This window comes from Streptomyces cynarae, assembly GCF_025642135.1.
Lineage (GTDB): Bacteria > Actinomycetota > Actinomycetes > Streptomycetales > Streptomycetaceae > Streptomyces > Streptomyces cynarae.
On record NZ_CP106793.1, the window covers coordinates 328,253 to 347,256 of the forward strand.

A 19,004-nucleotide genomic window follows, 5' to 3' on the forward strand; every position below is an offset into this window, starting at 1 on the left:
GCACTGGAGGCAGGCCCTGGGGACACCACACTGACGTCATTTCCCACGAACATCCGTGAGTCGGTTGATCACCAACTGCTGTTGAAACCCGTCGACAAACGCTGTCGCTTGATGTGAGGCGAAGCCAGGCCTTTGAGCAGTACCACGCCGACTCCGGACCGCTGTGTCACTGGCTGCGCCAACACCGTCCGTATCGATCACCACACCCAGCAGCTCCGCGACCGGGCCGACGGCCTCGCCCGTCAGGCACTCCACCTGCCCCAGCCGATCGCCGACTGCCTCCTTGCCACGGCCGGCTGCGCGGCCTCGCCGACACCCACGACCGCAGCCGCATCACCTGCCAGGAGCCTGGAACGTGAGCCCAGCACCCGATGAACGCGACCGGGTCCGCGCCGCCATGCAGCGCGTCCTCATCGGACGTCCCGAACACTCCAACGGCGCGCTGACCGTGGTCGCCCTCGCCTCGAGGCCCAGGTTCCCCGCAACGCCCCCACTCAGCGTCACCCCGACCTGCGCAACGAGTTCTCGGCACACGTCCGGGAACGAAGCGGCATCACCGACACGGAAGCACTCCCGCGCGCGCAGATCGTCAAGCTGAAGCAGACCATCGCGAACAAGCACGAGGAACTCGCCCGGCTGCGCGAGGACGTCCCAGCCCTCATGCAAGCGCTCAACCAGCTCACCGCGAGGACGAAGAACTACGCCAGCAACTACAACTGCCATCACCCCGCGTCGTTCCTCTACGCCCGACCGCGAGGTAACTCCCTGGCGGCCTGATGGTGTTCTGGTGCTACGCGACGCGAAGAAGAACACCATGCGCTCTCCATGCCGTAGACGGCTGTGACCTGCCGTTTTTACGGCCGGGGCGAAACATTGGCGGTTTGCTGGTCTGTTGCTGTCCTGTGTTGGCCCTGCTCTGGAGGTCGGGTTTCTAGGGTCATGTCTATCCCCTGGTGCCCGGCCACACGGACCACCGCACCCCGACTTCGTTCTGGAGATTCCCGATGCGTGCTTTGCCTCGCCGTGCCCTGCTCGCCGCTCCCGCCGCCGTGCTGATGTTCGCTCTGACCGCCTGCGGTGGAGGATCCGACTCCGACTCTGGCAGCTCGAACACCGCGGGCACTCAGCAATCGGCGCAGAACGCCGGGGACGCCCAGGCGGGCGCTGCCGAGGACGAGGTCGGCAAGGAGAAGGAGACGCCGCTGAGCGGTGAGGTCAAGCAGAAGGCCGAGGCGGCGGCGCTGGCCAGGTACCCGGGCACGGTCGTGAAGTCCGAGGAGGACAGGGAGAAGCCCGGCATGCTCGCGGTGGAGGTCAAGAAGTCGGACGGCACGTCGGTCGAGGTCCACCTGGACAAGAGCTACAACGTCACCGGCACCAAGAAGGAGGGCACCATGGAGAAGGAGGACTGACGGCCCTGCCCTTGTGCTGAACCCTCTCCCGAACAGGAGCAGGCGTCATGTCGGCGGATCCCAGCCGTTCACAGCCGGCCTCGCAGCCGGACGTTGCCGAAACGGTGGCCTTCGACCGTTTGCCCGCCGATGCCGGACGGGCCGGTTACGGGGACCGCTACGCGGAGGACTCCGTCGACTATCCCACGTCGGCCTCCGCGCAGGACTGGGCGGCGGGTGAGCCGCCCGCGCGGGCCGCGGATGCGACGGACGGCGTCTCCGTCCAAATGCAGACGGCCGCGACCTCCTCACGTCGGTGCTGAGGACACGTGTGGCCACCAAGTCGGCCCGTGTGTCGTTTCACGGGAGGGACTTGAGGAGCCCAGTGCAGTCCATCGTCAACGGAGTGAACGGGGTGGCCGGTGGGGGGGATGAAGCTGCCGCCGCGGCGCGGGTGTTCCGGCTATGGCATGCCCGGAACACCCGCGCCGCGGCCTACTTGCCCAGATCGGCTGGTTTATCGAGTCCTGTCAGCTTCTGCGGGTTGGATACCGCATAAATCCGGGTGATACGCCCGTTCTCGATCACGAAGCTGACCGCGGCCCCTCCACTGTCGGATTCGATCCGGATCGCGCGGGCGCCGTTGAGCCATACCGCCGCGGTCTCGAAGGCGGCCCGATCGGTGCCGGCTAGCATCGTCGCCACGAGTTCGGCACCGTGGACGGGGGCCAAAGCGGCGGCCGTAATCCCGCCGCCGTCAGCGATGAGGACCACGTCCGGTGCCATGATCACCAAGAGGTCCTGGATGCGCCCGGTGTGCAGCGCGGCGACGAAACGGTCCACCACGGTCTTGTGCTCCGACCGGCTCACCTTGACGCGTGGCCGTCGAGCGGCGACGTGGCCCCTGGCCCGCCGGGCGACCTGCCGAACCGCGGAGGGGTCTTGCCCACGGCCTCGGCGACCTCGTCGTACGGCATGTCGAAGACCTCGCGGAGCACGAACACAGCGCGTTCCACCGGTCCGAGCGTCTCCAGGACGGTCAGCATCGCGATGGAGACGCTTTCCGCGAGTTCGACGTCGTCGGCCACATCGGGATGGGTCAACAGAGGTTCGGGCAGCCACTCGCCCACGTAGTCCTCGCGACGGCGTGAGAGTGTGCGCATGCGGTTAAGTGCCTGGCGGGTGACGGCCCGGACGAGGTACGCCCGCGGATCGTGGACCTGTGACCGGTCGACGCCGGCCCACCGCAGCCAGGTCTCCTGCAGCACGTCCTCCGCGTCGGCCGCGGAACCGAGCATCTCGTAGGCAACGGTGAACAGCAGACTGCGGTGGGCGACGAACGGATCCTCCGTCATGCCGTAGACCCTTCGCGGGACGTCGCCGGGCGCTTGGCCAGCGGGATCTCGCAGGCGTCGGAGAAGCCCTGCGAGGTGACCCCGTTCGCCACATTAGCCCTGGTCGCCAGGTTGACGTAGGCAATGAACGCGGTGAGCTCCACCATCGCCTGCGTCCCGAGCCGCTGCAGAAGAGCGGCGTACTGCCCGTCGGTGACGGTCGGCGGCGTGTTAGTCATCGCCTCGGCGTACCCCATGACGTCGCGCTCCAGCGGCGTGAACACGGTCGTCTCCCGCCAGCGCGGCACCTGGCTCGCCTTGGCCAGGTCCAAGTTCTCGTTCTGCGCCTGGAAATAGCCGACATCCAGGCACCAACTGCAGCCGACCTGCGACGCGACGGCCATGTGCGCGAACGACTTCAGGCCCGGGTCGACCGCGTCCCACGCCCCCACCCTGGCACCGAACTCCAGGTTGTCCTGCGTCACCCGGGGGCTGTGCCACAGCACCTCGACGTTCTCGGGCACGGCGCCCAGCTGCTTGATCATGCTCTCCTTGAGCTCAGCGGGGAGCTCGGCCTTCGGAAGGCGCAGTGTCATGCTGTCTCTCCTTGTGTGCGTCCCTGTGGGGTTGTTCGGCATGAAGACACCGCCCGGCCAACTCATGTGACACCCACCGCCGCCCCGGCGTGCCCCTGCGGCCCGTCCACGTCGCGCGCGTCCTTCTCACCAGGGCGCAGAGCCCCATGCGTCAACATGAGGCGTCCACGCTGCTGCCCGGGCAGACCCCCACACACTCGCCACACACGGCAATCTCGCCCAGTGGCGGGGACGGGCGGGCGACGCGGCCGGAGCCGTAGCGGCATACGCCGAGCTGATGAAGCATGTGCTGCGCGTACTGGGCCCGGACCACCCCTACACACTCACCACCCGGCGCAACCTCGCCTACTGGAGGGGACAGGCAGGGGGTGCCGGCGTTCATCGATCAACCGATTCCGGAGCAAGATCGCCTGCCGCTTGAGTGCGGCGAAGGCCCCGACTGGCGCATCCTCGCCACCTGCCCCGAACAGTGGCACGACCTGGTCGAACGCCTTACCCTCGGCACGACCGTCCAGCACCTCCTGCTGGACCATGCCGAAGTGGAGGCACGCCGCACCTACTTCCACGGCTGCTACTCCGTCGGCGACGACACCCTTTGGGGCATCAACCGCCGCAAGAAGGATGCCGCGAACACCCTGGCCGCGCTCAGGTCGATCCGCGCGGCCCGCCCGGACGGCGCCCCGACCTACGTCATCCTGGACAACCTCTCCGCCCACAAGGGCGAACAGACCCGACGCTGGGCGAAGAGGAACCGGGTCGAGCCGTGCCTCACACCGACCTTCGCGTCCTGGGCCAACCCGATCGAGGCCCACTTCGGGCCGCTGCCGCAGTTCACCGTCGCCAACTCCCAACCATCGCAACCACACCGTCCGGACCCGCCCCTGCACGCCTACCTGCGCTGGCGGCACAAGAACGCCCGCCATCCCGACGTGCTGGCCGCCCAACGGCGCGAGCGCGCCCGTATCCGGTAGTGAGAAGGGCACCCGCTGGGGCGGACGTCCGCCGAACGCCGCCGCCGGAGATCACTACCGGCCTGCCTCGCGTCCATCCCAGGATGATGTGCTCCGAATCTTGGCATACTCGCTGCTTTCGCCTGGATGATGTGACAATGATTCTGGTAACTGGTGCGAGCGGCAACGTCGGAACGGCTCTCCTCACTCGTCTTCATGCCGACGGCGTGGCCGCGCGGGCGGCCTACCGTGATCCGCACACCACTGCTCAGGTGATCGAGTCGGGCGGCCAAGCGGTGACGCTCGATCTGACCATGCCGGACACGATCGGTCCTGCACTCGACGGCATCGAGGCCGTATTCCTTCTCGGCGCGACGAGCCCTGCCCAAACGACACACGAACTCAACATGCTGGCAGCCGCCCGTGCGCTGGGTGTTCGGGTGGTCAAGCTGTCGGTCTGGCGGGCCGACGAAGGACTCACACCGATCGCCCGACTGCACCAGCCTGCCGAACAGTCGCTGGTTACGTCCGGTTTGCCTTGGACGATTCTGCGACCCAACTTCTACCTGCAGAACTTCCTGCGCCAGCCGTCCATCCGTGACGCTGGGGAGTTCAGCCTCCCCTTGATCACCGCCCCTATAAGCTTCGTCGATGTCGACGACATCGCCCGTGTTGCAGCGCGGGTTCTCACCACTGATGGCCACGACAGCCGCGTCTATGACCTCACCGGACCGAAGGCGCTGACCTACGCCGAAGCCGCCGAGGAGTTTTCCGACGTCCTCGGCAAGCCGGTGCGCTATGTGGGCCTGCCGGACGACGAAGCACGCGTTGCAATGCTGAGTCGCGGGATGCCAGAGTTCCACGTCGATGCCCTGATAGGAGTTGCCCGCGCATACCGGGACGGCGGTGCCGAAACCGTCACTTCAACGGTCGCCGACATCACGGGCCGTGCAGCTCTCGGTTTTGCCGATTTCGTGCGCCGGAACCTCAACTTCTTCGATTGAGCATGGTCCTCATCGGCCTGTCCCCGGTGTGAGATCACCGAAAACCGGTTCCCTTCTGACAAACGAGATCCGATCACAACCTCGCGGCGCTACTGGGATGTTCCGGGACCTCCAAGGTCCGCCCCACTCCCCCAAGCGAACAGCAATCCGGTGAACCTATGCGGTCAGGGCACTACGTCGAGCGCGATCCGGCGAGTGGACCACTTGTTGTCCCGTCGCAGTCGCTCGATCCGTTCGACGACGTCGGGCGGGGTCTGGGTCGGTGAGGAGTGCGGAACGCTGGAGCGGTCCCGCAGTCCGGCCTCGCCGTGGGTGTCGTACCGGTTCTTCCACTTGGACAGGCAGGCGCGGGAGACGCCGGCCTCGGCGGCCACGTGCGCGGCGGGGCGGCTGCGGCAGCGCTCCACGAGCCTTCGGCGTCCCTCGATGTTCAAGGGGGCGTTCGCATGGTCACTGGAGCACCTCGGCGCGTCGGCCAGTCACAATCACGGTGCGCAGTGGGAACGCGATGAGCAGCGCGACAGCGACCAGGAACCCGCTTGCCCACAGCGGCCCGAGGTTCCCGGCCGCGCTGAGGGTGGTCGCGGCGACGATTGGTCCGATGGCGGCGCCCATGTTGAGTGCCGCGGTCGCATACGACCCGGCCATGGTGGGGGCTCCCGCCGCCTCGTAGAGGACCCGCGTGATCAGCGTGCTGCCCAGCGCGAACGACAACGCTCCTTGAACGAACACGAGGGCAAGCAGCGCGACCGGCTCGTCAGCCAGCATGGCCAGGGCCGGCCAGCCGATGAGTAGCAGCGGACCACCGACCGCGAGGACTGGGGCAGGGCGCTGGTCGGACAGCCGTCCGGCGACGGTTACGCCGAGGAAGGAACCGGCACCGAAGAGCACCAGAGCGACAGGCGGCCCGTACGGCGGCCGGGTCGCGGGCGCCCCTGGCGTGCGCGACGAGCACGGTCGTACCGGAGGCGAAGACCAGGGCGACACCGAGCAGCACGTTCTCGGTGTTGGTGGCGACGGCCACGGCGGCGACGGCGGCACCGCCGAGCCGGGAGACCCAGACGGTGTTGACGATCCCGGATGCGACCGAGGCGAGGAGCGAGAAGTAGACGGGGTGGGCGAGCGATATGAGCTGTCTGCGGTGGGGGTTCACGTCCGGCCTCCTCGACCTCACCCAAAGAGCTACCTCGAATCGAGATAGCTCGAAAAGAGGTATCATGGTGTCCAGGTCACCGCAAGGAGGAGAAGGCGTGCTGGAGTTGTCGATCCTCGGCTTCCTCGCCGAGGCGCCGCTGCACGGTTACGAGCTGAAGGAGCGCATCAAGGCGCTGAGCGGGCACGTCCGCCCGGTCAGTGACGGCGCGCTGTACCCGGCCATCAACCGGCTCCTCGCCGCCGGGCTGCTCGACCAGCGCACGGAAGACGGCGCGAGCGCGGCCCCACGCCGGGTGCTGACCCTGACCGATGAAGGCCGCGCGGAGCTGCTGGCCCGCCTGCGCAAGCCCAAGCAGGCGGAGATCACCGACCATGTCCGGTTCAACACGGTCCTGGCCTTCCTGCGGCACCTGGGCGACCCCGCCGAGCAGGCCGCGGTGCTGCGCCGCCGCCTGGACTTCCTGGAGACTCCGTCGAGTTTCTTCTACCGGGAGGGCGAGCCGGTGCGCGCAGAGGAGGCCGGGGACCTGTTCCGGGAAGGCATGTTGCGCGTCGCCCGGGCCACCGGGACGGCGGAGCGGAAATGGCTGCGCGAGGCCATCGACACGCTCAGCCGGACTGCGCCGTGACGTGCTCCCGACGGCGTGCAAAGGAGGCCTCCGGCGTGGCCCCAAGCACCTTCATTTCCCGCGAAGCAGGTGGGCGCGGTGAGCAGAGTCCGACAAGCGGCCACCCAGCGGCGCCCCCCTTCCACCCTGTCCGCACCCCCAGCACTGACCGCCCGAGCCGGATCGACCGGCACGGGCCCGAGGAACTGCTGCCGCGGCTTGATACCGCTTGTTCGAGCAGGCCGCCGGCCGCTACAAGTGGACCCGGACAACAAGTACGTGCAACGGCTCCTGGAGTTCAGGGCGCAGACGGATGACATGACGCAACGACAGATTCGCACCAACCGTGGCGTTATCACCAGCACGACCTCCCCAACTCGGGGTTTGTCCGCGGGTCCACTTTCGGGCCGCGGTGCGATCAGGCCACGCTCAGAACGATCTTGCCGGTGGTGTGGCCCTGCTCACCGATCTCGTGCGCCTTCGCGGCCTGGGCCAGCGGTACGACGGTCTCCACGACGGGCTTGAGTGCCCCCTGCTCCGCCAGGGCGGCGATCTCGCGCAGGCCCAGATGGTCGGGTTCGACCAGCATCCACACCGCCCGTACGTGGTCGGGGACGTCTGCAGGGACGTCGTCCGGGCCGGGCAGGGTGACCAACCGGCCGCCCGCCCGCAGCACCTTCAAAGAGCGCTCGGCGCTTTGGCCGCCGAGCCCGTCCAGCACCACATCCACGTCCCCGACGACGTCCTCGAACCGGACCGTGCGATAGTCGATCACCTCGTCCGCACCCAGCTCCCGCAGCAGGTCGTGCTTGCCGGCGCTGGCCGTGCCGATGACGTACGCGCCACGGGCCTTTGCGATCTGCACGGCCAGGTGACCGACCCCGCCGGCCGCCGCGTGCACCAGCACCCGCTCACCGGCGCGCACGCCGGCGGTGTCCACCAGTGCCTGCCATGCGGTCAGCGCTGCCAGCGGCAGCGCCGCCGCCTGCACGTGGGTGAGGTTCACCGGCTTGGGCGCGAGGTGGCGGGCCGGGGCGACGACGTACTCGGCGTAGGCGCCGGCCTGCCGCGGGAACATCGGCATGCCGTACACCTCGTCTCCGGGGCGGAACATTCCCACGCCCGGTCCGACGGCCTCGACGGTGCCGGAGACGTCCCAGCCGACCGCCGGGACCTCGCCCCACTCGATCAGGGCCCCACTGGCCCGGGTCTTGAAGTCCACCGGGTTGACTCCGGCCGCGTGGACCCGTACCAGGACCTCGTTCAGTCCGGGCTCGGGCCGGGCGACCTCACGCTCGACGAGCATTTCCGGTCCGCCCCACTGCTCCACGACCACCGCACGCATGCTGTCCGCCTCACTTTCGCCTCGATCGGATGTGGCCGCCCGGGCCGTTCCCGGCGCGACGCAACCCACGATGCGGCACCCGCCCCCATCAGAGTGTTGGCCGTTTGGCCACTATGTGACAGGATCTGGCCATGAGTGACATGCAGTGGCCGTGCACCAACCCCGACCCCGTCCGGACCGGCGCGGCACCGGGACCGCACCGCATCGCCGTCCTCGCCCTGCCCGGCGTCCCACCCTTCGAGCTTGGCATCCCCTCACGCGTCTTCGGCAGCGTCCTGGACACCGACGGACGCCCGCTGTACGAGGTCACCGTCTGCACCGCCGACGGCGCCCCGGTCCTCAGCGACGCCGGGTTCACCGTGCAGCCCGCAGCCGGCCCCGAGGCCCTGGCCGCCGCGGACACCGTGATCGTCCCGCCCACGCACGCCATGCCCGAGTTGGGCCGCGGCGGCCCGCTGCCGCCCGAGGTCACCACGGCCATCGCCGGCATCCGGCCCGGCACCCGCCTGGTGTCCATCTGCACCGGCTCCTACGTGCTGGCCGCCGCCGGGCTCCTCGACGGCCGGCCCGCCACCACCCACTGGAACCTGGCCCCCGAGTTCCGCCGCGCCTACCCCCACGTCAAGGTCGACGAGGAGGTGCTCTTCGTGGACGACGGCGACGTCCTGACCTCCGCGGGCGTTGCCGCCGGCGTCGACCTGTGCCTGCACATGATCCGCCGTGACCACGGCGCCGCCGCCGCCAACCGCGCCGCCCGCATGTGCGTCGTACCGCCCTGGCGGGACGGCGGGCAAGCCCAGTACATCGACCGCCCGGTCCCCGAACCCACCGTCGCCACCACCACCGCCACCCGCGCGTGGGCCCTGGAACACCTCGGCGAACCCCTCTCCCTGAACCGCCTGGCCGAACACGCCCGGATGAGCCTGCGCTCCTTCACCCGCCGCTTCCGCGACGAGGTCGGCATGACCCCCGTGCAATGGCTCACCGCACAACGCCTGGAACTGGCCAAGCAGTTGCTGGAGACCACGGACCTGTCGATCGACCTGGTCGCCCACCGCTCCGGCTTCGGCTCCGCGAACTCTCTGCGCGCCCACATGCGAGCGACCTTCGGTGTCTCACCCGCCGCCTACCGCCGCACCTTCAGCCCTAACGACTCTGCGACAACCAGCATCTGAAAGTCAGGCGTCCGACGGCGAAAAGCGCACGGGGCTCCGCCTCCATCCCCGATCAGTAGGCGGCCCGCAGTCCGGGAACGGCGCAGCTATCACAGACAGTGACCAAGCGTGCGGACTCCCTGCTCGTGGACCGTGGCTACCACCACGACAAGTACCAACGCCTCCTACGGCAGCACACGATCCGTCCCGCGATCGCCGAGCGGGAACAGCCTCACGGAACTGGCCTGAGCATCTTCCGCCGGGTCGTCAAGCGAGCCATCTCCTGGCTGCACGGCTTCCGCCTCCCTCCGGCGCGAGTCATCCGATGCCCTCGGGCAGTCGGCGTCGCTTGGATCCATCAGGGAAGTACTGCTGCCTCGCCAGCAGTAACTGACGTAATTTCTGATGGCGTTAGCGGTCCACTCGGAGTGCTGTACGGACTGAGCGTGGGCGCGCAGACCCCACTGGATCTCGGCTCTCAGCAACGCTGCAGGCAGTTGAGGTTCAGAACCTCTCCAAGACAGCGAGCGCCGCCTTCGCCGGTCTCCTCTGCCCGGCCACCACCGGACACCCGTGGATGGGCTGGACGTTCTCAGCCAGCTGGGGAACGAAAGAGACCTTGAATGTCACCCTGGTCCAGCCCGACCTGGTCGTGGAGGTCGACGTCGACGCCGCCCGAGACAGCGTCGGCGGGTGGCGCCATCCCGCACGCTGGCAGCGCACCCGCCCCGACCTCTCCCCCGGCGACATCGCACGCTTCGGCAGCTGACCTGCGTCATACGACGGCCCTGGTCGGCCGACCACCACGATGACCGAGGCAACCGGCCTGCCTCGATCCCGGAGCGGCTCCTGCTGACGGAAGGGGGGTGCCGCGGCCTGAGCAGGGGGCTGATCTGCGCAGGCGTGCGCAGATCTACCGCGCGTGGCGGTAAGGATGGATGAGTTGGGGGCTTGCACGAGTCTTCGAAAGGGCAAGCCCCGAACCGGGGTTCTGAGTCGGCAGCGCTCTCCCCAGGCGCGCATCACGGCAGCATCAAGCCCCGGACGGGCAACGGGCCCGGAGCCTTACCCCGTTCTGCTCCAGTGCGTCCGGAGCTGCCGTATCGGCAAGCGATATCGAAAAAAACCTGACCGCCCCTTGGTCGGTTGCCAGCCCCGCAGCCGTAAACCTACTGCGGCCCACTCGAGGGCAGGACGGTTGCGAGTAGCCGCACCTTCGTACGTCCAGCAAGTGATGTCTTCACTGGTTTGGAAGGCAACCAGCGTCCGTCCGTCGGCGAGGCGAAAAGCTCACGGGTTTCGGCAGCGCCGTGGGGCGGGGGTATCTGATTGGCCTTCAGGCAGACCCGAACGCGAGCCCGTATGCGCTACGGTCAGCCGGTGCGGCGGGAGCGGGCCAGAGCCAGCCACCCGAGGAACGTGGCGATCAGCCCCAAGAACAGGGCCGCGGCGCCTCCGACCACTCCGTTCCCGGTGCCGGGACCACCGTCGGCGACGGCCAGATTCACCGCGCCACCGACCACGGCGATCAGCCCCGCCACCAGGGCCGTGATCGCCCCCTTGGTCCGACCGTTGCCGATACGGCTGACTGAGCGGGCCAGAGCCAGCCGGCCGATGACCACGCCGGTCAGCGCCAGCAGCGCGGCCGCGGTCGCCCAGAATCGGGCGGCGGTCAGGGTGTATGCGCCGACCTCGGACGACTGGGCCGAGACGTGAGCGGCCGCCGGTGCGGCAAGCCCGATTCCTCCGAGCAGGGCGGCTGCGGCTGCGGCAAGCAGGCGACGAACAGACATCAAGATACTCCTTCTCTCCCTGCGACTGGATGTCGCCTGAGCATGTCTGCCCGACCCACCCCCAGTCGTCCGGCGGACGGAGGCACTTCGCGCTGCCGCCGATGCCGCATCCCGCTACCACGGACACCGCAGGCGCCGCGATGGTACTGCGTGTGCGGTAGTCGGCCGCTCGTCCACGAGGGGGACTCGCCCGCGACGGCGGCCGGTTAGGGTGCGCGCATGAGTGCGGATGAGGCCGGTGTCCGCGGCCGTGTCGGAGATTGGGTCATCGCCGTCGGCGTGGCGACGGCGCTGTTGGTCACCGGGCTGTCCGAGCAGCACTCCGCCACGAGCCTCGACCTGCTCGGCTACGCACTGCTGACGGCCGGCGGCCTGGTGCTGGCCGCGCGCCGCCGGGCTCCGGTTGCCGTACTGACCGTTGCCGGGCTGTGCGCGGTGGGTTACCAGGCGGCCGGTTTCAATGTGCCTGCTGTCGCCTACCTGTTCGCGGTGTACGCGGCCGTACGGGCGGGACACCGCACCATCACGGTGTCGGCGAGCGTGACCATGCTGGCCGCTCTCCCCCTCGCAGCCCTGGCCTCGGGCCTGCATGACACGGGCGAGGCGTTCGCGCGAGCCCGAGGCGCCCTCGAGATCGCCTGGCTCATCGCGGCCGGCGCCGCGGGGGAAGCGCTGCGGCAGGCCGAGCGGCGGGCCGACGAGGCCGAGCGCACCAGGGAGGAGACAGCGAGGCGCCGCGCCGACGAGGAGCGCCTGCGCATCGCCCGGGAGCTGCACGATTCCCTCACCCACCAGATCTCGGTCATCAAGGTGCAGTCCGAAGTCGCCGTCCACGTGGCCCGCAAGCGTGGCGAACAAGTGCCTGAGGCCCTGCTGGCGATCCAGGAGGCCGGACGTGAGGCGACCCGGGAACTGCGCGCCACCCTTCAGGCGCTGCGCGACGACGACACAACCCCGCCGCGCGGGCTTGACCACGTCCCGGAGCTGGTGGAACGAGCAAGTAGGACCGGCCTGGAAGCGACGCTGACGATCGAGGGACAGCGGCAGGACGTGCCGACCGCGGTGGGACGGACCGTCTACCGGATCGTTCAGGAGTCGCTGACCAACATCGCCCGGCACGCGGACGCCGGTACGGCGTCGGTCCGGATCGACTGCCGTACGGACGTTCTCGCGATACGCATCGATGACGACGGCAAGGCGACGCCGGACACTGCGCCGAAGCCCGGCGTCGGGCTGCTGGGCATGCGCGAACGCGTCACCGCCCTCGGCGGCCGACTGCGGGCGGAACCGCGAGGCGAGGGCGGCTTCACCATCCAGGCCGAACTCCCCTTGGACCGAACCTCATGATCCGTGTCCTGCTGGTCGACGACCAGCCCCTCATTCGCAGCGGATTCCGCGCGCTCCTCGATCTCGAAGACGACATCGAGGTGGTGGCCGAGGCTGCCGACGGCAGCGAGGGCCTGGAGCTCGCCAAAGAGCACCTGCCCGACGTCGCGCTCGTCGACATTCAGATGCCGGTCATCGACGGCATCGACGTGACCCGGCGCATCGCCGCAGACCCGGCCCTGGCCGGGGTACACGTCGTCATCCTCACCAACTACGGCTTGGACGAATACGTCTTCGACGCGCTGCGCGCCGGCGCCGCCGGATTCCTGGTGAAGGACGTCGTGCCGGAAGATTTTCTGCACGCCGTACGCGTCGCCGCGCGCGGCGACGCCCTGCTCGCGCCGTCGATCACCCGCAAGCTCATCAAGCAGTACGTCGCTCAGCCGCTCCCCACCGGCACCGGCACGGGGCTGGAAGAGCTGACCCGCCGCGAACGCGAGGCCGTCGTGCTGGTCGCGCAAGGCCTGTCCAACGACGAGATCGCGGACCGTCTGGTGATCAGCCCCCTGACCGCGAAGACCCACATCAACCGGGCCATGGCCAAGCTCCATGCCCGTGACCGTGCCCAACTCGTGGTCCTCGCCTACGAATCCGGCCTGGTAGCGCCTCGCAACGCTTGACATCGGCGGTCCGGTACATGCCTCACTGCTGATGATCCTCATACCGAACACTCGCAGACCGCGCTTCGCTGTGCCGATCTCGCTCCGCATCCGTTCGCCGCTTGGAGAGCATCTGATCTAGGTAGCTGATGTTCTGGGATGTTTTTATGACTGACGGGGTTGGCAATCGTTGCAGGGTGTGTGAGTGCTCGTCGTCCGTACCGCAGTGATGTGTCCGATGCCCGCTGGGCTCTCCGCCGTGCCGCCACCCATTACGTGACGTTCGGGGTGGGGAAATGTGACCGACCGCGTCCGCCCGTTCCGTCCGTGCGCGGGACACGAGCGCTCTACGGTGGTGTCGGCGAAGTACGGGGCGGAACAAGAGGGGCGGGGTTCAGTGGACATTCCCTTGGTGAAGGCGGTCGCTGCGGTACGCGACGAACTGATCGAGGCGGCGGGGGCGGGCAGCAACCACCCCGACCTGGTTTTCGCGGTCGGGCCCGTGGAGATGGAGTTCGAGGTGGAGATCCGGGCGGACGCGAAGACGAAGGCGGGCTTCCGACTCTGGGCGGTCGGCGCGGAAGCCGAGGCGGGTGTCTCCCGCAGCCGCACCCACCGCGTGTCGTTCACGCTCACCCCGCGCAAGGCCACCGGCGGTGACCTGCTCGTCAGCGGCGCCGACCGACCCACCGGGCCCGGGAATACAGCAGACCGCATCCCGGACTGATCCGGGCCCCACCGGCCGGCTTACGGGCTGCCTCGCACCACTTCCCGAAGCGTTCGCCAGGAGGACCGATGCACCGTCAGCGAGTGGTGGCCGTGGAGGGCTCGGGCGAGCGGGGCTCAGGGTACGTGATCGCGTCCGGACTGGTGCTGACCTCGGCACACGTCGTCCCGGACGCTGCGGAAACCGAGGTGTTCAGGCCGGACGACGGGGCAAGGTGCCGGGCCACCGTAGCCTGGCGCGGCACCCCGGGCGGCCGGGACGACGCGGCCCTGCTGTCCGTCACCGATCCGGCCTGGGTGCCCCCGGAGGGCGCCGCGCCCGGCTGGGGACGACTGGTGACCGATCGGCCGGGTACGCCCTGCGAGTTCGCAGGGATGCCGCAGGCCATCCAGCGTCCTGACCGTCCCCGCGAGATATGGCAGGCGACAGGCGCGCTCAACCCCCTGACCGGCCGGGTTGACAACCGGCACGTCGTCACCCTGCGCGAGGTCCCCGCACCGACGGCCGACGGAACGTCGCCCTGGGGCGGCCTGTCCGGGGCCGCGGTCTTCAGTGGCGGCCTGCTCACTGGGGTGATCGCCGCCGACCTCGCCGGGTTCGGACACACCGCCCTCGGCGTTGTACCCGCCTACGTCCTCCACCACGACCCGGCCTTCCGGGCGACCTTGGCCGAGCACGGCGCGGCGCGGGACGGCGGGGAACCGCTGGAGCCGGTGGAATGGCGGCATCTGGCCGACACCAACGACACCCGCCCCACGGCGGGCCTCCTGGCATCCCCCGCCGTGCTGCTGCGGGCCCGGCGCGCAGTGGTGCCGTTCCGGGGCCGGGAGGACTTGCTGAGACGGATGCGTGCCTGGTGCGACGAGCCGGGCTTCGGTGTCTGGCTGGTGCACGGTCCGGCCGGACAGGGCAAGACCCGCCTCGCCCACCAACTCGCCACCGGACTCGAACGGAATGCGCCCCGGTGGGCCACGCTGTGGCTGCGCGCCGACGCGCCCGCCGGGGACCTGGCCGTACTGGCGTCGGCCGCGGTCCCCACACTGGTGGTAGTCGACTACGCCGAGACACGCCCCGGCCAATTATCCGCTCTGTTACGAGCGTTGGCCAGGAACGACGGCGCGGTCCGCATCAAGCTGGTCCTGCTCGCCCGGACCGCCGAGGACTGGTGGGACGACCTGCGCGGCGACACCTTCGACGCCGAGGATCTGCTCGCCGAGGCCCCGGTGACCACGCTGAAGCCGCTGGAACCCGAAGCCGGCGACCGGGAGGCGGCCTACCGCGAGGCGGCAGACGGCTTCGCCGCCGAGTTACGGCATGTACGGCGCTGGCAGGATCATCCCTGGTCCGCGCTGGCCGCGAGCCTGTCCGTGCCGACGCTCGGCGCGCCCGGCCTCGCAAGCGCCCTCACCCTGCACATGACTGTCCTGGCGGACCTCCTCGACGCGGCCACCGGCACGGGCCCCGACGATACGTACACCGCCGACTACCGGGACACGCCGGTCGCCCACGCTGTCGGTACCGAGACCGTCGAGGACCGGTTGCTGGGCCACGAGCGACGCTACTGGACGGCCGCCGCGACCGCCCACCATCTCCACCCGCAACTCACCATGAACACCCTCGTCGACGCCCTGGCCGCCGCGTTCCTGTTCGGGGCCGACGACGGGGACGAGGCGGACGCGCTCCTGGCGAGGGTGCCGAACCTGGCCGACCAGCCCCGCGACCGCCGGGGCGCCGTACGCGCGTGGATCCGCGCCCTGTACCCGCCGGACGACGACCGCGTGTGGGACGGCCTCCAACCCGACCGGCTCGCCGAGCGCTTCCTCGGCCGCCACCTGCACCGCCACCCTCACCTGCCAGAAAGTCTGCTGCCCGGATCCGGCCCGGCCCAGGCTACTCGGCTGCTTACCGTCCTCACTCGGGCGGCTTCCCAGCCTGACCTCCGCGACCGGCTCGGCCCCGATCTGACCGCGTTGTGCACCGCGCACCCCGGCCTGCTCGCCGCGCCGGCCGTCGAAGTCGTCACCCGTACCGAGAACCCACAGCCGCTGGTCGAGGCCCTGCGCCGCGTTACCGACGACCCGGCCACCCCCGGCGCCCTCCTGGAAGACCTGGCCGACCGTCTGCCGCAGAACAGCCACAACCTCGCCGACGTCGCCGCCCAGCTACTGCTGCGGCTCGTAAAACACCACCGCGACCACGCCGACGGCCCCGACCGTCCAGCCGTCTACGCGCGCGCCCTGGACCGCGCCTCGTACCGGCTCGGGGCGCTACGCCGGTACGAGGAGGGACTGGACGCCAGCCGGGAGGCTGTGACCATCTGGCGCGAGCTGTGCGCACGGCGGTCGCCACCCGCGCTCGAGGACCGGGCGCACCTCGCGGAGAGCGTCAACGGCCTGAGCGTGCGCCTGGCCGCGCTGGGAAAGCAGGAGGAGGCGCTGACCGCCATCCGGGAGGCCGTGGAGATCCGCACGAAACTGGCCCTCGAACGACCCGACCTCTACCGCGACGATCTCGCCAAGAGCCTCAACAACCTCTCGCTCCGGCTGGGGAAGCTTGAACGGACAGCGGAAGCGCTGAGCGCGGTGCGCAAAGCGGTCGCGATCCGCCGCGAGTTGGTCGCCATCCAGCCGGAGCGGCACTGGTTCGCCCTCTCCGTCAACCTGACCAATCTGTCGACCCGCCTGGTGGCCGCGGACCGCCACGAGGAAGCGTTGGCCGCCTCGGAGGAGGCCGTGGAGATCCGCCGCCGGCTCGCCGACAGCGTTCCGGACGCCGCCCTCCCCGCCCTGGCCTTCAGCCTCAACAACCTGGCCGTCCGCCGGGGGAAGGTGGACCGCCGTGAAGAGGCCCTGGCAGCGATCACCGAGGCGGTGGCGATCCGGCGCCGCCTGACCGTCGTCCGGCCCACCGTCCACGAGCCCCACCTCGCCACCTGCCTGAGCAACCTCTCGACCCGGCTCTCCGCTTTGGGCAACCACGAGGAGGCTGTGACGGCCGTCACCGAGGCCGTCATGATCCGGCGCCGCCTGGCCGCCGACCAGCCCACCGTCTACATTCCCCTCCTCTCCAAGGCCTTGCGCAAGCAGGCGCACCATCTGGCCGCACTCGGGCGCCATGAAGAGGCCGAGGCGGCGGCAGCCGAGGCGGCCGCGCTCAGTAGCGGAATGGCCGACAAAGACGAGTAAGGGCGCTTCGGTCCGTCCGACCGTTCCCGGAGTGGCGAGACGCCATCCGCGCGGCCGCGCAGCTTGGCTTCGGCTGCCGAGTCGATACGAGTGATCTCTCCGAGGTGGTCGGGTGATGCGGACGGCGTGGCGGCGACCATGCCCGTGGCCTGGACATAAGGCGGCGAAGACAGTCCCCCTCGACCTCGAGCCGGGGCCGTCCTGCGGCGAGCCCTGGCGGTCCGCATCGCTCGGTCCATCGTGATGCCGACCACCGTCCTGCCGACTCAGACCCTCGCGCTACGGGACCCCGCACAACAGTCAAATCGCACTAATTCTCGCATTTCGCAATTCCATCGGCCGGATCCAGGCCTTGACATGCGTCAAGGCGCCACCTCAGACTCTCCGCGCACATTAGTCATTGCGCAATGACAAATGACTGCACGGTGGCACCCGCTGATCACCAGGACTCGGAGGCAAGATCGTGAGACTCATGACCCGCAGGCAAGTACGAGTCGCGACGGGGGCGGCGACGGCGCTGCTCCTGAGCATGGTCGCGGCATGCGCCGGATCGGGTGGCAGTGCGCCGAGCAGCGGCGGCCAGGTCGGGGGCGATCTGCGGGTCCTGAGCAACTGGACCGGTAGTGAAGGTGATGCCTTCAAGCAGGTCATCAAGGGATTCGAGGCCAAGTACCCGTCGGTCAAGGTGCAGATCGAGACGGTTCCGTTCGAGCAGGGCCAGGCCCTGCTGACCCAGCAGTTCGCCCAGGGATCGCCGCCGGACGTGTCGGTGGCCCTGCCCGGACTGGTCAGGGCATTCTCCCAGCAGGGGTTGCTGGTGAATCTCGACTCGTCCTGGGACAAGTGGGTCGCCGCCGGCGAGTACACCCCGTCGGTGCGGGACATGGCCCAGGGTTCCGACGGGCACACCGACGCCGTCCTGTTCAAGGGCAACGTCAACGCTCTGATCTGGTACAACCCCCAGCAGATGGCCAAGCTCGGTCTGTCGGTGCCGCACACGTGGGCGCAGTTCACCTCGGTGCTGAATGCGGCCAAGGCCAAGGGTGTCACGCCGTTCGCGGTGGGTGGCAAGGATCAGTGGCCGCTCACACAGTGGACGGACTCGATCCTGCTGCGGGTTGCGGGCGCGAGCACGTTCAATGACCTGGCCCGCGGCAAGATCGGCTGGGACGATCCGCGGATCGTCAAGTCCTTCCAGGTCTTCGCGGGCATGATCCGCTCGTATTTCCCGGCGACATCGTTGTCGAGCAGTTTCACGGACGCCACCTGCGGGCGGGTCGCGGGCAAGTACCTCTTCGAGAACCAGGGCGCCTTCATCAACTTGGTCGACCGCCAGGAGTGCGGCACGAACCTGGTGCCGGGCAAGGATCTGTCCTTCTTCCAGATGCCCGCCTACGGCAGCGCCCCCGCGCCGCAGTTCGTGAGCGGTGACCTGTTCATGGGCGCGAAGGCTTCCAAGAACCCGGCGGCCACGCGTGCACTGCTGGACTACCTCGGTTCGCCTCAGGCCCAGGAGATCTGGGCGAAGATCGGCGGGTACGTCGCGCCGAACGCCAAGGTCCCCGCCAAGGCATACCCGAACGTCAACGACCGCAACGCGGCCGCTCTGTGGCCCAAGAACCCGTCCCAGCAGGCAGGGTACGACCTCGACGACTGGATCGGCGGGGAGACCCAGGTCAAGTACCAGCAGGCGCTCGCGCAGTTCGTCCGCGACACCGACGTCAACGCCTTCATCTCGAAGATGAAGCAGATCGACACCCGCTCCCACCAGTGAGAC

The 19,004-nt window shown here is 69.2% G+C and carries 14 protein-coding genes and 6 pseudogenes; 13 read left to right on the top strand and 7 right to left on the bottom strand.

Annotation, left to right across the window (positions count from 1 at the left end; all coding sequences use genetic code 11):
- The first annotated feature begins 1,004 nt into the window (after positions 1-1,004).
- The gene (locus tag N8I84_RS01725) at positions 1,005-1,412 is read left to right on the top strand and encodes a PepSY domain-containing protein (RefSeq protein ID WP_263227605.1); all 408 of its coding nucleotides are present in this window, start codon (positions 1,005-1,007) and stop codon (positions 1,410-1,412) included.
- Between the two features lie 47 nt (positions 1,413-1,459).
- Entirely contained in the window at positions 1,460-1,714 is a 255-nt protein-coding gene (locus N8I84_RS01730) for a hypothetical protein (RefSeq protein WP_263227607.1), read from the top strand.
- Between the two features lie 172 nt (positions 1,715-1,886).
- Here the strand turns inward: N8I84_RS01730 and N8I84_RS01735 are convergent.
- Positions 1,887-2,746, bottom strand: a pseudogene (locus tag N8I84_RS01735) (RNA polymerase sigma-70 factor).
- Entirely contained in the window at positions 2,743-3,321 is a 579-nt protein-coding gene (locus N8I84_RS01740) for a carboxymuconolactone decarboxylase family protein (RefSeq protein ID WP_263227609.1), read from the bottom strand. The pseudogene N8I84_RS01735 and the gene N8I84_RS01740 overlap by 4 nt, the downstream one beginning before the upstream one ends.
- Before the next feature lie 205 nt (positions 3,322-3,526).
- Between N8I84_RS01740 and N8I84_RS01745 the strand changes: the two are divergent.
- From N8I84_RS01745 to N8I84_RS01755, 3 genes and pseudogenes are all read left to right on the top strand, one after another.
- Positions 3,527-3,742 (top strand): annotated as a pseudogene (locus N8I84_RS01745) (tetratricopeptide repeat protein); the annotation flags it as partial.
- 136 nt (positions 3,743-3,878) lie between these two features.
- Positions 3,879-4,338 (top strand): annotated as a pseudogene (locus tag N8I84_RS01750) (transposase); the annotation flags it as partial.
- Between the two features lie 91 nt (positions 4,339-4,429).
- A complete protein-coding gene (locus N8I84_RS01755; RefSeq protein ID WP_263227611.1) occupies positions 4,430-5,275 on the top strand; it encodes an SDR family oxidoreductase in 846 nt (281 codons plus the stop codon).
- A 182-nt stretch (positions 5,276-5,457) separates the two neighbouring features.
- On the opposite strand, the pseudogene N8I84_RS01760 reads toward N8I84_RS01755, so the two are convergent.
- The 3 pseudogenes from N8I84_RS01760 to N8I84_RS01770 form a co-directional block, all read right to left on the bottom strand.
- Positions 5,458-5,754, bottom strand: a pseudogene (locus N8I84_RS01760) (helix-turn-helix domain-containing protein); the annotation flags it as partial.
- A pseudogene (locus N8I84_RS01765) lies at positions 5,726-6,175 on the bottom strand (Cmx/CmrA family chloramphenicol efflux MFS transporter); the annotation flags it as partial. The pseudogenes N8I84_RS01760 and N8I84_RS01765, both read right to left, overlap by 29 nt.
- A pseudogene (locus N8I84_RS01770) lies at positions 6,164-6,428 on the bottom strand (MATE family efflux transporter); the annotation flags it as partial. The pseudogenes N8I84_RS01765 and N8I84_RS01770, both read right to left, overlap by 12 nt.
- Before the next feature lie 97 nt (positions 6,429-6,525).
- Between N8I84_RS01770 and N8I84_RS01775 the strand changes: the two are divergent.
- Positions 6,526-7,059, top strand: coding sequence for a helix-turn-helix transcriptional regulator (locus N8I84_RS01775; RefSeq protein WP_263227612.1), 534 nt, complete (start codon positions 6,526-6,528; stop codon positions 7,057-7,059).
- Positions 7,060-7,456: 397 nt separating this feature from the next.
- Here the strand turns inward: N8I84_RS01775 and N8I84_RS01780 are convergent, their stop codons facing one another.
- The gene (locus tag N8I84_RS01780) at positions 7,457-8,383 is read right to left on the bottom strand and encodes an NADP-dependent oxidoreductase (protein WP_263227614.1); all 927 of its coding nucleotides are present in this window, start codon (positions 8,381-8,383) and stop codon (positions 7,457-7,459) included.
- A 131-nt stretch (positions 8,384-8,514) separates the two neighbouring features.
- Here N8I84_RS01780 and N8I84_RS01785 point away from each other — a divergent pair, with 131 nt between their 5' ends.
- Positions 8,515-9,558: a GlxA family transcriptional regulator gene (locus N8I84_RS01785; protein ID WP_390898829.1), complete on the top strand. Its 1,044-nt coding sequence runs from the start codon at positions 8,515-8,517 to the stop codon at positions 9,556-9,558.
- Positions 9,559-10,156: 598 nt separating this feature from the next.
- Positions 10,157-10,306, top strand: coding sequence for an ATP-dependent DNA ligase (locus N8I84_RS01790; protein WP_263227616.1), 150 nt, complete (start codon positions 10,157-10,159; stop codon positions 10,304-10,306).
- 604 nt (positions 10,307-10,910) lie between these two features.
- On the opposite strand, the gene N8I84_RS01795 is transcribed toward N8I84_RS01790, so the two are convergent.
- Positions 10,911-11,330, bottom strand: coding sequence for a DUF6223 family protein (locus N8I84_RS01795; protein ID WP_263227617.1), 420 nt, complete (start codon positions 11,328-11,330; stop codon positions 10,911-10,913).
- Positions 11,331-11,549: 219 nt separating this feature from the next.
- Here N8I84_RS01795 and N8I84_RS01800 point away from each other — a divergent pair, with 219 nt between their 5' ends.
- The 5 genes from N8I84_RS01800 (at position 11,550) to N8I84_RS01820 (ending at position 19,001) form a co-directional block, all read left to right on the top strand.
- Positions 11,550-12,677 (top strand): sensor histidine kinase, encoded by a 1,128-nt coding sequence (locus N8I84_RS01800; RefSeq protein ID WP_263227619.1) that lies wholly within the window; start codon positions 11,550-11,552, stop codon positions 12,675-12,677.
- Positions 12,674-13,336, top strand: a complete 663-nt coding sequence (locus N8I84_RS01805; RefSeq protein WP_263227620.1) for a response regulator — start codon at positions 12,674-12,676, stop codon at positions 13,334-13,336. The genes N8I84_RS01800 and N8I84_RS01805 overlap by 4 nt, the downstream gene beginning before the upstream one ends.
- Positions 13,337-13,712: 376 nt before the next feature.
- Complete coding sequence (locus tag N8I84_RS01810; RefSeq protein ID WP_263227622.1) at positions 13,713-14,042, top strand: trypco2 family protein; 330 nt, start codon at positions 13,713-13,715, stop codon at positions 14,040-14,042.
- A gap of 68 nt (positions 14,043-14,110) precedes the next feature.
- Positions 14,111-17,227 carry a tetratricopeptide repeat protein gene (locus tag N8I84_RS01815; protein WP_263227624.1) on the top strand — a complete coding sequence of 1,039 codons (3,117 nt, stop codon included), beginning with the start codon at positions 14,111-14,113 and terminating at the stop codon, positions 17,225-17,227.
- A 472-nt stretch (positions 17,228-17,699) separates the two neighbouring features.
- On the top strand, positions 17,700-19,001 hold the full coding sequence (locus N8I84_RS01820) for an ABC transporter substrate-binding protein (RefSeq protein WP_263227626.1): 1,302 nt from the start codon (positions 17,700-17,702) through the stop codon (positions 18,999-19,001).
- Positions 19,002-19,004 lie beyond the last annotated feature (3 nt).